Genomic DNA, 12,799 nt, shown 5'->3' with positions numbered 1-12,799 from the left:
TCAGCCCTTGGCGGAGAAGCGGTAGCCCGTGCCGCGCACGGTCTGGATCAGCTGCTGGTGGGGCTCGCCCAGGGCCTTGCGCAGGCGGCGGATGTGCACGTCGACGGTGCGTTCCTCGACGTAGACGTTGCCGCCCCAGACCTGGTCGAGCAGCTGTCCGCGGGTGTAGGCGCGCTCCTGGTGGGTCATGAAGAACTGCAGCAGCCGGTATTCGGTGGGGCCGATTTCCAGGGACTGGCCGTCGACGCTGACCCGGTGGCTGACCGGGTCGAGCATCAGGCCGTCGACCTCCACCGGGTCCTCCACGCCGCGGGGGGTGGCCCGGCGCAGCACGGCCTTGAGGCGAGCCACCAGCTCCCGGGGCGAGAAGGGCTTGGTGATGTAGTCGTCCGCTCCGGACTCGAGTCCCTGGATCTTGTTGTCCTCCTCGCCCTTGGCGGTGAGCATGATGATCGGCAGTTCGGCGGTGCTCTCCTCGCGCTTCAGGCGCCGAGCGAGTTCGATGCCGCTGGTGCCCGGCATCATCCAGTCGAGCAGTACCAGGTCGGGCTGGTGGTCGACGACCATGGCATGGGCGCTCTGGGCATTGTCCGCCTCGAGCACGCGATAGTCGGCCATTTCCAGCGCCACGGCGATCATTTCGCGGATCGGCGCTTCATCATCGACGATCAGTACGGTCTTGGCGGTCATCCCGGGGCCTCATGGTCAGGTCAATGACAGGTCGGTGAAGATGACAGCATGTCCCTGTGACAATACCGTGACAGCGCCGGGCTGTCGCCCCCATCAGCCGCCCTGTCCCGGCCACAGGCTGAGGGCGATGCCGGCGAACACCAGCAGCCCCGACCAGTGGTTGTTGAGGAAGGCCCGGAAGCAGCGCTCGCGTTGGCGATGGCGAATCAGCCGTTGCTGGTGGACGAAGGTGGTCGCCATGGCGGCGAGTCCCAGCCAGAAGAAGCCACCGAGGCCGAGGCGCAGCCCGGTCCAGGCCAGCAGGGCCAGGGTCACGGCCTGCAGCGCGCCGATCATCAGCCGGTCGGCGCGGCCGAACAGCACCGCCGTGGACTTGATGCCGATCTTCAGGTCGTCGTCCCGGTCGACCATGGCGTATTCGGTGTCGTAGGCCACCGTCCAGGCCAGGTTGGCGGCGAACAGCAGCCAGGCCTCCGCGGGAACCTGGCCGAGCACCGCCCCGAAGGCCATGGGGATGGCCCAGGAGAAGGCCGCCCCCAGCACCACCTGGGGCAGGTGCGTATAGCGCTTCATGAACGGATAGACGGCGGCGAGCGCCACCCCCACCAGGGACAGCATCACGGTGAAGAGGTTGGTGAACCACACCAGCACGAAGGCGGCCATGACCAGGATCGCGAACAAGCCCTGGGCCTCGCCCTCGGCGATGCGGCCGTTGGCCAGCGGGCGGTCCCGGGTGCGCTCGACGTGGCCGTCGAAATGGCGGTCGGCGTAGTCGTTGACCACGCAGCCCGCGGCGCGCATCAGGTAGACGCCGGCCACGAAGATCAGCAGCAGCCGGCGTTCGGGGAGGCCGTCCGCGGCCACCCACAGCGCCCACAGGGTGGGCCACATCAGCAGCCAGGTGCCGATGGGGCGGTCGAGGCGGGTCAGCTGCAGGAAGTCGGGGAGCCGGGCCAGCCCCCTGGGGCGCATCAGGGTACGGTCCATCAGGGTCTCTCGCATGGGTCGATCGGGGCCGGTGCCAGGGGCGGAGCGCCTCCCGACACGTGCCGCCCAAGCCTACCGTGAAGGCAGGGCGAGGTCATCCGCCATGGCCTCCAGGAAGAACTCCTGCACCAGCACGGCGAAGCCGCCATGGCGGAACACCGAGCGGCGTCCCCAGGGGCCAGTGTTAGGATGGAAGGGGGCGGAGTCGGCGCTGACCTCGATGGGGCCGCGCTCCAGGTCGGGCTGGCGGAACAGCCAGTGGCCCAGCGAGCGCTCGCCGAGGCGCTCGAGCCGCCGGCCGTGTGGCTGGTCCAGCGGCGCCACCGAGCGGGCGATCACCCAGGGGCGATCGTCCAGGGTCAGCGCCACCTCGCGCAGCCAGGCCCGCCGACCCAGCGGCAGGCCCAGGGCCAGGGCCTCGTCGCGGCGGGGACGACCGAGGCCCTGGCCGAGCAGGCGGACCCGGAAGCGCCAGGGTTGGCCGGCCTCGGTCAGGCGGCTGGTAAGGGAATCGCGGGAGGCGACCCAGTGCCACCAGGCGGGGCTCATGGCCGGGCGTGCCGCCGCCAGGGGGCGCCATCGGGGGGCGAGTGCCGGGCCGTGATCCACCGCTCTACTCCGCGTCCAATCCAAAGGGCGGCTAGTGTACCATGGCTCGCCGATACGCCATCCGGTGGCGGCCCGTCCCAGGGCGGGCCGTCGCGACCCTCGCAGCGAGGCACCCCATGAGCGCTCCCCTGACCATCATCGGCTCCGGCATGGCCGGTCTCGGCCTGGCACGCCAGGTGCGTGCCGGCCAGGCCGAGCGGCCGATCACCCTGATCACCGCCGACGCGGGTGACGACTACTCCAAGCCACTGCTCTCCACCGGCTTCGCCAAGCGGCTGCCCCCCGCACGCCTGGCCAGCCGCTCCGCCCTCGAGGTGGCCGACCAGTTGGGGGTGGTGATGCGCACCCATAGTCGGGTCGAGGCCCTGGATGCGCAGGCGCGGACCCTGACCCTCGGCGCCGAGCGTCTGCCCTACGGGGAGCTGGTGCTGGCCACCGGGGCCGCGCCGGTCGCGCCCTTCGCGATTCCCGAGGCCGTGGCGGAGCGGGTCTTCACCATCAACGATCTCGACGACTACCGAGGCTTCCATGGGGCGCTGGCTGCCCTGGGGCGGCCGGCGCGGATCGCCATCGTCGGCATCGGCCTGGTCGGTTGCGAGTTCGCCAACGACCTGGCCGCCGGCGGCCATGCGGTCGAGCTGGTCGCCCCGGAGCCGGCCCCCCTGCCACGGCTGCTGCCGGAACCGCTGGGCCAAGCCCTGGGCGAGGCCTTCGTCGCGGCCGGCATGCGGTTGCATACGGGGCGCACCGTGTGTGCGCTGATGGACCGCGGCCGCCGCGTGGGGCTGGGGCTGGACGATGGTGCGAGCCTGGAGGCCGACCTGGTGCTGGTGGCCACCGGCCTGCAGCCGCGCAGCGCGTTGGCCGCAGCCGCCGGGCTGGAGGTCGGCCCGGCGGGCATCCACACCGACCGCCTGCTGGCCACTTCGGCCCCCGGCGTCTTCGCGCTGGGCGATGTGGCCTGCGTCGATGGCCTCAATGCCATGTATGTCCAGCCGCTGCAGGCCGGCGCCAAGGCCCTGGCCAGGACCCTGGCCGGCACGCCCACGCCGGTGCGCTATGGGCCCTGGCCGGTGCTGGTCAAGACGCCGCTGCTGCCGGTGGTGTCGCTGCCGCCCCTCGTGACCCCCGCCCGCTGGCGCCTCGAGGGGGCGGGACAGGACCGGACCGCCCTCGCCGAGGATGAGGACGGTCGTTTGATCGGATTCGCGTTGACAGGCGCCTGCGTACGTCGGAAAGTCGAACTGGCGCGGGTTGCACCGCCGTTGCTAGGCTAGTGACGTCAACACGATGGCGTCACGTGTCGCCGGGACGCTAGTGAGTCGCGTTGCATCAGGGCGTCATCCGCATGTCGCTCCCCAGGCCGCATGCGAGTGGGGCAGTCACGGGTTTCCCGTGAAGAACAACGAGCCGGTGGGATCACCGGTAGCTCATCGAAACCAGGAGGGCTGTATGCGCAAACCAGAACTCGCCGCGGCGATCGCCGAGCGTGCCGATCTATCCAAGGACAAGGCCAGCCAGGTCCTGAATGTCATTCTCGACGAGATCACGGGCAGTGTCTCCGATGGCAAGGATGTCTCGCTGATCGGCTTCGGCACCTTCACCGTGCGCGAGCGGGCCGCTCGCACCGGCAAGAACCCCCAGACCGGCCAGCCATTGACCATTCCGGCCAGCAAGACCGTGGCCTTCAAGCCGGGCAAGGGCCTCAAGGACGCCGTCGCCAAGTAAGGCCTGCCGGACCCGCTGCGGCCCGCCCCATGGGCGGGCCGCGGACGTTCTGCCCGCTTTCCTCCCGCTGACCTTTCCCGGATGGGCACCGATGAAGCTGCGATTGATGCTGTGGGTACTGGGCGTGCTGCTCAAGCGAGCGTTACGCCGCAAGGCACGGTTCCGTGACCGACTGGCCGAGATGCGCCGCCTCGACTGGGGAATCGCCACGGAGGACCTGGCCATCGCCCGCTACTACCGCATGTCGCCTGCCGGGATCGAGACGGGGCCTGGCCTGCCGGTGGACCTCGACCTGGAACTGCGCTTCGAGGATGTCGATGGGGCCGTGCGGGTGCTCAGGAAACCCACCCAGAAGGCCTTCCTCGACGGCATGATGGCCGGCAGGGTGCGCCTGGTCGGCGATGCCGGCGACCTGCAGAAGCTGCAGAGCCTGCTCAAGGACCTGTAAGGGGAAGAACGCGGCTATGCCGCTTCAAGAAGGAAGAACGGCGCTTCGCGCCTTGAAGAAGGAAGAAAACCGCGTAGCCTGTCTTCCCTCTTCCCTCTTCCCTCTTCCCTCTTCCCTCTTCCCTCTTCGTCAGACCTGCCCGTAGCGGCCCGCCGCCTCGCCGAGCCAGCGGCGGATCAGCGGGCGGCTGGCCTCCGGCCGGGTGGCCAGCAGCGCCTCGGCCAGTGGTGACACCGAGGGCAGCAGGTCGGCATCGCGCTCCAGGTCGGCGATCTTCATGGCCGCCAGTCCCGTCTGGCGGGTGCCCAGTACCTCGCCGGGACCGCGGATCGCCAGGTCCTGCTCGGCGATGCGAAAGCCGTCCGTGGTCTCGCGCATCACCGTCAGTCGTCGCCGCGAGGGCTCCGACAGCGGCGGATGGTAGAGCAGCACGCAGAAGCTTGCGGTGGCACCGCGGCCCACGCGGCCCCGCAGCTGGTGCAGCTGCGACAGGCCGAGACGCTCGGGATTCTCGATGATCATCAGGCTGGCGTTGGGCACATCGACGCCGACCTCGATCACCGTGGTGGCCACCAGCAGGTCGAGTGCCCCCTCCTTGAAGGCGTCCATCACCGCCGCCTTCTCGGCGGCCTTCATGCGGCCATGCACCAGGCCGATGGCGAGCTCGGGCAGGGCTTCCCCCAGCTCGTCGCGGGTGGCCTCCGCCGCCTGGCACTGCAGGGCCTCGGACTCCTCGATCAGGGTGCACACCCAATAGGCCTGGCGGCCCTCGGCACAGGCATGGCGGATCCGGGCCACCACCTCGGGGCGGCGCTCGTCGGGCACCACCGCCGTGGTCACCGGGGTGCGGCCCGGGGGCAGCTCGTCGATCACCGAGACATCCAGGTCGGCGTAGGCGCTCATCGCCAGGGTGCGCGGGATGGGCGTGGCGGTCATCACCAGCTGGTGAGGGGTCAGGCCGCCGGCCTCGCCCTTCTCGCGCAGCGCCAGGCGCTGGTGGACGCCGAAGCGGTGCTGCTCGTCGATGATCGCCAGGCCCAGGCGCTGGAAGTGCACGTCGCCCTGGAACAGCGCATGGGTCCCGACCACCATCTGCGCCCGACCGTCGAGGATCGCCGCCTTGGTATCCAGCCGGGCCTTGCCCTTGAGCTTGCCGGCCAGCCAGGCCACCTCGATGCCGAGCGGCGCGAACCAGCGCTGGAAGGCGCGGTAGTGCTGTTCGGCGAGGAGCTCGGTGGGCGCCATCATGGCCGCCTGGCAGCCGCCGGCGATGGCCGACAGCGCCGCCATGGCGGCCACCACCGTCTTGCCCGAGCCGACGTCGCCCTGCACCAGGCGCAGCATGGGCCTCTCGTCGGCCAGGTCGGCGCGGATCTCGTCGAGCACCCGACGCTGGGCGGCGGTCAGCGAGAAGGGCAGCTGGGTGAGGAAGCGGGCCTGCAGCCCGCGGCCATCGGGCAATGGCGGGGCACCGTCTTCCTGGATGCGCAGGCGTACCTCCCGCAGGCTCAGCTGGTGGGCCAGCAACTCCTCCAGCGCCAGCCGCCGGGTGGCGGGGTGGTGGCCCTCGGCGAGGGCGCCCGGGTCGACCTCCGGCGGCGGATGGTGCAGCACGCTCAGGCAATGGTGGAGTTCGGGCAGGGCGAAGCGCTGGCGCAGGGCCTCGGGCAGCCATTCCGGCAGGGCCTCGGGGGCGGCGTCGAGGCGCGCCAGGGCCTGGTCGATCAGGGCGCGCAGGCGGGTCTGGTGCAGGCCCTCGGTGGTCGGGTAGATGGGCGTCAGGTGATCCTCCACCGGCGGCGCCCCTTCGCCCAGCAGCCGATACTCGGGATGGTAGAGCTCGAGTCCGGTGGCGCCGGCCCGGGCCTCGCCGAAGGCGCGCACCCGCACGCCCGGGCGGAACTGCTGCTGCTGGGCCGGCGAGAAGTGGAAGAAGCGCAGGCTGAGGATGCCGGAACCGTCGCGCAGGCGCACCAGCAGGCTGCGTCGCCGGCCGCGCACCACCTCGGCGGCCATCACCTCGCCCTCCACCACCGCCTCGCCGCCGGCGCGCAGGGTGGCGATGGGCGTGACATGGGTGCGGTCCTGGTAGCGCAACGGCAGGTGGAACAGCAGGTCGGTGACGGTCTCGATGCGCAACCGGGACAGTTTCAGGGCCAGCGCCTCGCCGACGCCCTTGAGGTCCGTGACGGGGGCGTCGAGGCCACTCATGCCGGGGACGGCTCGGCCGCGCGACAGCGCTGGATGGCCTCGGTCACCGCATCGATGGCCTGGGGACGGGGGAAGCTCGCGCGCCAGGCGATGGCCACGGTCCGCCCGGGGGCCGGCGCGGAGAAGGGACGGCTGACCAGCAGGCCACTCTCGTAGTGGCTGGTGCCGATGGCCGACCGCGGCAGCACGGTGATGCCGAGGCGCGAGGCCACCATGTGGCGGATGGTCTCCAGCGAGCCGCCCTCGGCGGTGAGGGTGTTGTGGGGACTGTTGAGCTTGTGGCTGATGGCCGGGCAGGCCTCGAGGATCTGGTCGCGGAAGCAGTGGCCCTCGCCGAGCAGCAGCAGGCGCTCCTCGAGCAGGTTCTCCTTGTCGATGCTCTGGCGGCTGGCCCAGGCGTGGTCGGCCGGCATCAGCACCTCGAAGGCCTCCTCGTAGAGCGGCTTGGTGACCACGTCGGTCTCGGTGAAGGGCAGCGCCACGATGATGGCGTCGAGCTCGCCGCTGCGCAGCTTGCGCCGCAGGTCGCCGGTGAAGCCCTCCTCGATGTACAGCGGCATCTGGGGCGCCCCGCGGGTGAGCTCGGGCACCAGGTGGGGAAACAGGTAGGGACCGATGGTGTAGATGGCGCCGATGCGCAGCGGGCTCGCCAGCTGGTCGCGCCCGGCGGTGGCCAGCTCCTTGATCACGCTGCTCTGTTCCAGCACGCGCTGGGCCTGCTCGACGATCTTCTCGCCGAGTGGCGTGACCTGGACGGTGGACTTGGAGCGCTCGAACAGCGCCACCCCCAGCTCCTCCTCGAGCTTCTTCACCGCCACCGAGAGGGTGGGCTGGGACACGAAGCACCGCTCGGCGGCGCGCCCGAAATGGCGCTCCTGGGCCAGGGTTACGATGTAGCGGAGTTCTGTTAGAGTCATCTTGGTGCCGGGGCATCCTCTAATGTGCGTCACGGGCCCCACGATAAGGGCACCCTCATCCGATAGGGACTTTTTATCAGGGGGCGAAGGAAAGGTGAAGAACACGACGCTGATTCTGGGCTGTGGTGATATCGGGACGACGCTGGGCCGCGAGCTGCTGGCGGCCGGCCATCGGGTGGTCGGCGTGCGGCGGCACGCCGACAAGCTGGCCGGCAGCGGCATCGAGGGGCGCGCCGCGGACCTGGGCGATGCCGCGGCGCTCGCCGAGCTGCCGGATGCCGACCTGCTGGTCTATGTGGTCAGTGCCGACCACTTCGATGAGGACGCCTATCGGGCGGCCTACCCGGATGGCCTCAGGGCGGTGCTGGCCGAGTATGCCGGCCGCCAGCACGCGCCGAAGCACGTCTTCTTCGTCTCCTCCACCAGCGTCTATGCCCAGCAGGACGGCGAGGTCGTGGACGAGACCAGCCCCGCCGACTCCGCGGGCTTCTCGGGCCTGCTGATGCGCGAGGCCGAGCAGGCGCTGTTCGAGCATGCCTTGCCGGGCACCGTGGTGCGCTTCTCGGGCATCTACGGCCCCGGCCGCGACCGGCTGATCCGTCAGGTCGGCGAGGGCCGCATCGCCGCGGCGACCCCGGCCATGTACTCCAACCGCATCCATCGCGATGACTGCGCCGGCGTGCTGGCCCACCTGATCGGCCTGGCGCTGGCCGGCGAGTCGCTCGACGAGCTGTACCTGGCCAGCGACTGCGAGCCCACGCCGCTCCACGAGGTGATGACCTGGCTGGCCGGGCAGCTCAAGGTCGAGGCCACCGAGACCATCCAGTCGCCGCTGCGCCGCCGGGCCAGCAAGCGCTGCGACAACCGCCGCCTGCTCGAGAGTGGCTATCGCTTCCGCTACCCCACCTACCGGGAAGGCTACGCCCAGGTGCTGCGCGAGGGCGGCTTCCTGCCCACCGATCCGGCGCTGAGCTAGGGCGGCGTGCCGGGTCCGGACGACGAAGGCTAGAAAGGCTGGCGATAGGCCAGGGCGAAGACCTCGAACCCCTCGTTGGGCAGGTCGATCCGGGCATTGGAATAGTGGGCGGCACTGGCGCCGAACTCGCCGCCGTAGGCGAAGCGCATGCCGACGGCCAGACGGCTCTCGAACTGCCAGGCCGTGGACAGCGCCTGGTCGCCCACCTCCGTCTCCATGAACAGGCCGCCGCCCAGGCCGGCCTCGAGAAAGGCGCGGCCACCGGCGAGCTGATAGCGCAACGCCGGGGTCAGCTTCCAGGCGGCATTGTCATCGCCGTTTTCGCCCGGCAGCAGCAGCAGGCCGGTGGCCAGGCGCAGGTCGAGGGCCGGATGCCAGTGGCTCAGGTCGTGCATCCAGTCGAGGTTCACGCCCAGCGTCGGGGTGCCCTCGCTGGTGGCGCCGAGTTCGAGGCTGGGGGCGGCGCCGGCCGGCGGGATGCCGAGGCCGGCGATGAGGGCCGCGGTGGTCGCGAGGCGGGGCAGCAGGCGCGTCATGGCATCTCCTCGGGCGGGGCGGTCCGCGCGAGGGGCCGATAGCGGCTTCCCTGTTGCGTTACGACCGACTGTATTAGCTCTACCCGAGTATAGTCCCATGCCATGGCGATGCGTGGCAGCTCGGGACCGGGCGGTCGCCGGGCGTGGCGCAGCAGGGTGATATGCGGGGCGAAGCGCTCGGGCCGTCCGGAGATGCCCAGCTCCTCGAGGCCGTCCCAGAGTTGGCGCTGCAGGTCCCCCAGGGCCGGTTGGCCCTCGGCGCCGCCGACCCAGACGATCCCCGGGCGCCGGAAGTGGCCCCAGGCATCCAGCCGCCAGCGGCCCGGCAGGATCGAGAAGCGTGCCAGCCAGTCACCGATCGCCTCGGCCCGTTCGAGCGGCTGCTCGCCGAGGAAGGCCAGCGTCAGGTGCAGGCTGTCGTCGGGCATGCGCCGCCCGCCGCAGCGGGCCTGGGCCCGCTCGGCGAGCTCGCCGAGCCGCCGGCGCTGCGCCGGCGGCGGTACCAGGGCCAGGAAGAGGCGCATGGCAGGGTTGTTCTCTTCAGAGATTCAAAGGAAAGCGGGGATTCATGTCGCGAGCGATGAGAGGCTGGCCGCCGCCGGCGCGCAGGAACCGGAGTGTAGCCTGCTACATGAGGATTCCGAGCACCGCCGGCGGTCAGGGTCGCTAGGTTCGTTCCCTACGAACCTACGCACTTCCCACCTCCCTGTGGGTCGTCGAGCGCAGCAATGAATCAACCTTTCCTTAGTCGCCGATGACCAGCACGGCCTCCGCCTCCACCTGGCTGCCCTTGGGCAGCGCCTTGACGCCGACGGCGGCGCGCGCGGGGTAGGGCGCCTGGAAGAACTCCTCCATCACCCGGTTGACGATGGCGAACTTGTCCAGGTCCACCAGGTAGAGATTGAGCTTGACCACGTCCTGCAGGGTGCCGGCGGCCTCCTCGCAGACCGCCTTCAGGTTGGTGAATACCTGGCGGGCCTGGGTCTCGAAGTCGTCGGAGACGATCTCCATGCTCGCCGGGTCCAGGGGGATCTGGCCGGACAGGTAGACGGTGTTGCCGGCCTTGATGGCCTGGGAGTAGGGGCCGATGGCGGCGGGTGCCTGGTCGGTGTTGATGACGGCCTTGTTGCTCATGGTGTGCTCCGTGTGATGTTAGCGGTGGGTCCTGCCAATGAAAGACCCCGCCCGCCGCGACCGCGACGGGCGGGGTCGGGACGCTTCAATTGCCCAGGCGGGTGATCCTGCCGACATGCGACAGGTTGCGCAGGCGCTTGATGATGCGGGCCAGGTGTACGCGATTGCGCACGGCCAGGGTCAGGTTGACGATCGACAGCCGGGCGTCGCGCTCCTCGATGCCGATGCGCTCGATGTTGGCGTCGGCATCGGTGACGAGACTCGCCAGCTCGGCGACCAGGCCGCGGCGGCTCTCGATCTCCAGGCGCAGCGGCACGGGGAAGTCCTCGTCGGCCTGGTCGGACCACTCCAGGGCGAACAGCTTGTCCGGGTCGCTCTTGAGCTCGGCCAGGTTGCGGCAGTCGTCCCGGTGCACCACGATGCCCTTTCCGGCCGAGAGGTGGCCGATGACCGGGTCGCCGGGCAGCGGATGGCAGCAGCGGGCGAACTTGATCACCATGCCCTCGGCGCCGCTGATCAGGATGGGGCCCTGGGCCTGACGCTCGCTGCGCGACGGCACCGGCTCGCCGTGCTGCAGGTCGACCAGCCGGCGCGACACCACGTGGGCGACCCGGGTGCCGAGTCCGATGGATTCCAGCAGCGCATCCTCGCTCTTGAGACCGAGCTCGCCGAGCAGCGATTCCAGCGGCTTGGCCGGGAGCTCCTCGAGGCTGGTCTCGAACTCGGCGAGGGCCTTGTTGAGCAGCCGTCGGCCCAGCTGGACGGCCTCGGTATGCTGCTGGTGCTTGAGCGCATGGCGGATCGCCGAGCGCGCCTTGGCGGTGACCACCACGTTGAGCCAGGCCAGGTTGGGCCGGGCCCCGGGGGCGGTGATGATCTCCAGGGTCTGGCCGCTCTGCAGGCGGGTGGAGAGCGGCGCCAGGTGACGGTCGATGCGGCAGGCGATGCAGCTGTTGCCGATGTCGGTATGCACGCTGTAGGCGAAGTCGATCACCGTGGCGCCCTGGGGCAGCTCCATGATGTCGCCCTTGGGCGTGAAGACGTAGATGTCGTCGGGGAAGAGGTCGTTCTTGACGTGCTCGATGAACTCCAGCGAGTCCCCGGCGTGGCGCTGCATCTCCAGCAGGCCCTTGACCCAGGCCCTGGCCCGGGCGTGGCTGCCCTCGGCGATGGGGTGCTCGGTCTGGCCGGCCTTGTAGAGCCAGTGGGCGGCGATGCCGTTGTTGGCCATGGCCTCCATCTCGCGGGTGCGGATCTGCACCTCGATGGGCATCCCGCCGCTGCCGAACAGGGTGGTATGCAGGCTCTGGTAGCCATTGGCCTTGGGAATGGCGATATAGTCCTTGAAGCGGCCCGGCACCGGCTTGTAGAGGTTGTGAACCACGCCGAGGATGCGGTAGCAGCTGTCGACGTCCTCGGTGATGATACGGAAGCCGAAGACATCCATGATCTCGGCGAAGGACTTCCGCTGGTCGCGCATCTTGCGATAGATCGACAGCAGGTGTTTCTGGCGACCCACCACCGAGCCGTTCAGGCCCTCGTCGTCGAGGCTCTTCTGCAGGCTGTTCTGGACCTGGCGGATCGTCGAGCGGCGATGCCCCCGGGCGCTGGCCACGGCCCGCTTGATGCGCTCGGCGCGCATCGGGTGCAGGGCCTGGAAGGACAGGTCCTCGAGCTCGACGCGGATGGTGTTGATGCCCAGCCGGCTGGCGATCCGGGCGTAGATCTCCAGGGTCTCGCGGGCGATGCGACGCTTCTTCTCCGGGCGCAGCGCGCCCAGGGTGCGCATGTTGTGCAGCCGGTCGGCCAGCTTGACGATGATCACCCGAATGTCCCGGGACATCGCCAGGACCATCTTCTGGAAGTTCTCGGCCTGGGCGACGGCCTTGTCCTCGAAGGTGATCTGGGTCAGCTTGGAGACGCCGTCCACCAGCTCGGCCACCGGCTTGCCGAACTGCTCGCCGAGGGCCTCCTTGGCCACCCCGGTATCCTCGATCACGTCGTGCAGCATGGCCGCCATCAGGCTCTGGTGGTCCATGTGCATGTTGGCGAGGATGTTCGCCACCGCCAGGGGATGGGTGACGTAGGGCTCGCCGGACCGCCGGCGCTGGCCGTCGTGGGCCTGCTCGGCGTAGTAGAAGGCACGCTTGACCTGCTGGATCTCGTCCTGGGGAAGGTAGCCGCCGAGACGGTCGGCCAGGTCATCGATGGTGAACATGCGGCGCGCCCTGAAGGTTTCGTGATGGCCCTGGGGGAGGCATCGGCGGGACTCCGGCGGGGCGGATCACTCCTCGGCGGGGATGCCCGGCTCGGCCTCGGGGCGGGGGCGGATCGGCGCGGCCTCGACCGGCTCATCCAGCACGCTGGAATCGACCAGGCCCTCGGCGATCTCGCGCAGCGCCATGACGGTGGGCTTGTCGTTCTCCCAGGGCAGCAGGGCATCGCGGGAGCCGCGGGCCAGTTGACGGGCACGCTGGGTGGAGATCATCACCAGCTTGAAGCGGTTTTCGACGTTTTCCAGACAATCTTCGACGGTGACTCGCGCCATGGAGGCCTTCCTGAA

General features: G+C 70.0%; 14 protein-coding genes. 4 read left to right on the top strand and 10 right to left on the bottom strand.

Annotation, left to right across the window (positions count from 1 at the left end; genetic code table 11):
* The 3 genes from phoB to QWY76_RS07930 form a co-directional block, all read right to left on the bottom strand.
* Nucleotides 1–690, bottom strand: coding sequence for a phosphate regulon transcriptional regulator PhoB (gene phoB / locus QWY76_RS07940; RefSeq protein WP_183383152.1), 690 nt, complete (start codon nt 688–690; stop codon nt 1–3).
* A 93-nt stretch (nt 691–783) separates the two neighbouring features.
* On the bottom strand, nt 784–1,677 hold the full coding sequence (ubiA, locus tag QWY76_RS07935; protein WP_290310790.1) for a 4-hydroxybenzoate octaprenyltransferase: 894 nt from the start codon (nt 1,675–1,677) through the stop codon (nt 784–786).
* Between the two features lie 72 nt (nt 1,678–1,749).
* On the bottom strand, nt 1,750–2,226 hold the full coding sequence (locus tag QWY76_RS07930) for a chorismate--pyruvate lyase family protein (protein ID WP_290310789.1): 477 nt from the start codon (nt 2,224–2,226) through the stop codon (nt 1,750–1,752).
* A gap of 176 nt (nt 2,227–2,402) precedes the next feature.
* Between QWY76_RS07930 and QWY76_RS07925 the strand changes: the two genes are divergently transcribed.
* From QWY76_RS07925 to QWY76_RS07915, 3 genes are all read left to right on the top strand, one after another.
* Nucleotides 2,403–3,563, top strand: a complete 1,161-nt coding sequence (locus QWY76_RS07925; protein ID WP_290310591.1) for an FAD-dependent oxidoreductase — start codon at nt 2,403–2,405, stop codon at nt 3,561–3,563.
* A 136-nt stretch (nt 3,564–3,699) separates the two neighbouring features.
* Nucleotides 3,700–4,014, top strand: coding sequence for an HU family DNA-binding protein (locus tag QWY76_RS07920; protein ID WP_263592651.1), 315 nt, complete (start codon nt 3,700–3,702; stop codon nt 4,012–4,014).
* Nucleotides 4,015–4,105: 91 nt separating this feature from the next.
* On the top strand, nt 4,106–4,462 hold the full coding sequence (locus tag QWY76_RS07915) for a hypothetical protein (RefSeq protein WP_290310589.1): 357 nt from the start codon (nt 4,106–4,108) through the stop codon (nt 4,460–4,462).
* A gap of 129 nt (nt 4,463–4,591) precedes the next feature.
* On the opposite strand, the gene recG is transcribed toward QWY76_RS07915, so the two are convergent.
* The gene (gene recG / locus QWY76_RS07910; protein ID WP_290310588.1) at nt 4,592–6,673 is read right to left on the bottom strand and encodes an ATP-dependent DNA helicase RecG; all 2,082 of its coding nucleotides are present in this window, start codon (nt 6,671–6,673) and stop codon (nt 4,592–4,594) included.
* On the bottom strand, nt 6,670–7,590 hold the full coding sequence (locus tag QWY76_RS07905; RefSeq protein WP_290310587.1) for a hydrogen peroxide-inducible genes activator: 921 nt from the start codon (nt 7,588–7,590) through the stop codon (nt 6,670–6,672). Before QWY76_RS07905 ends, recG begins: the two co-directional genes overlap by 4 nt.
* A gap of 94 nt (nt 7,591–7,684) precedes the next feature.
* Here QWY76_RS07905 and QWY76_RS07900 point away from each other — a divergent pair, with 94 nt between their 5' ends.
* Nucleotides 7,685–8,566: an SDR family oxidoreductase gene (locus tag QWY76_RS07900; RefSeq protein WP_290310586.1), complete on the top strand. Its 882-nt coding sequence runs from the start codon at nt 7,685–7,687 to the stop codon at nt 8,564–8,566.
* Between the two features lie 29 nt (nt 8,567–8,595).
* Here QWY76_RS07900 and QWY76_RS07895 read toward each other — a convergent pair whose 3' ends face one another.
* From QWY76_RS07895 to rpoZ, 5 genes are all read right to left on the bottom strand, one after another.
* Nucleotides 8,596–9,102 carry an acyloxyacyl hydrolase gene (locus QWY76_RS07895; protein ID WP_290310585.1) on the bottom strand — a complete coding sequence of 169 codons (507 nt, stop codon included), beginning with the start codon at nt 9,100–9,102 and terminating at the stop codon, nt 8,596–8,598.
* The gene (gene thpR, locus QWY76_RS07890; protein ID WP_290310584.1) at nt 9,099–9,626 is read right to left on the bottom strand and encodes an RNA 2',3'-cyclic phosphodiesterase; all 528 of its coding nucleotides are present in this window, start codon (nt 9,624–9,626) and stop codon (nt 9,099–9,101) included. Before thpR ends, QWY76_RS07895 begins: the two co-directional genes overlap by 4 nt.
* A gap of 220 nt (nt 9,627–9,846) precedes the next feature.
* The gene (locus tag QWY76_RS07885) at nt 9,847–10,236 is read right to left on the bottom strand and encodes a RidA family protein (RefSeq protein ID WP_290310581.1); all 390 of its coding nucleotides are present in this window, start codon (nt 10,234–10,236) and stop codon (nt 9,847–9,849) included.
* 85 nt (nt 10,237–10,321) lie between these two features.
* Nucleotides 10,322–12,454 (bottom strand): RelA/SpoT family protein, encoded by a 2,133-nt coding sequence (locus tag QWY76_RS07880; protein WP_290310580.1) that lies wholly within the window; start codon nt 12,452–12,454, stop codon nt 10,322–10,324.
* A 66-nt stretch (nt 12,455–12,520) separates the two neighbouring features.
* Nucleotides 12,521–12,784 (bottom strand): DNA-directed RNA polymerase subunit omega, encoded by a 264-nt coding sequence (gene rpoZ / locus QWY76_RS07875; protein ID WP_126482171.1) that lies wholly within the window; start codon nt 12,782–12,784, stop codon nt 12,521–12,523.
* Nucleotides 12,785–12,799: the final 15 nt, after the last annotated feature.

The sequence above is a fragment of the Halomonas maura genome (assembly GCF_030409305.1).
GTDB classification, from domain to species: Bacteria; Pseudomonadota; Gammaproteobacteria; order Pseudomonadales; family Halomonadaceae; genus Halomonas; species Halomonas maura.
This window is presented reverse-complemented; position numbering and strand designations above follow the sequence as displayed.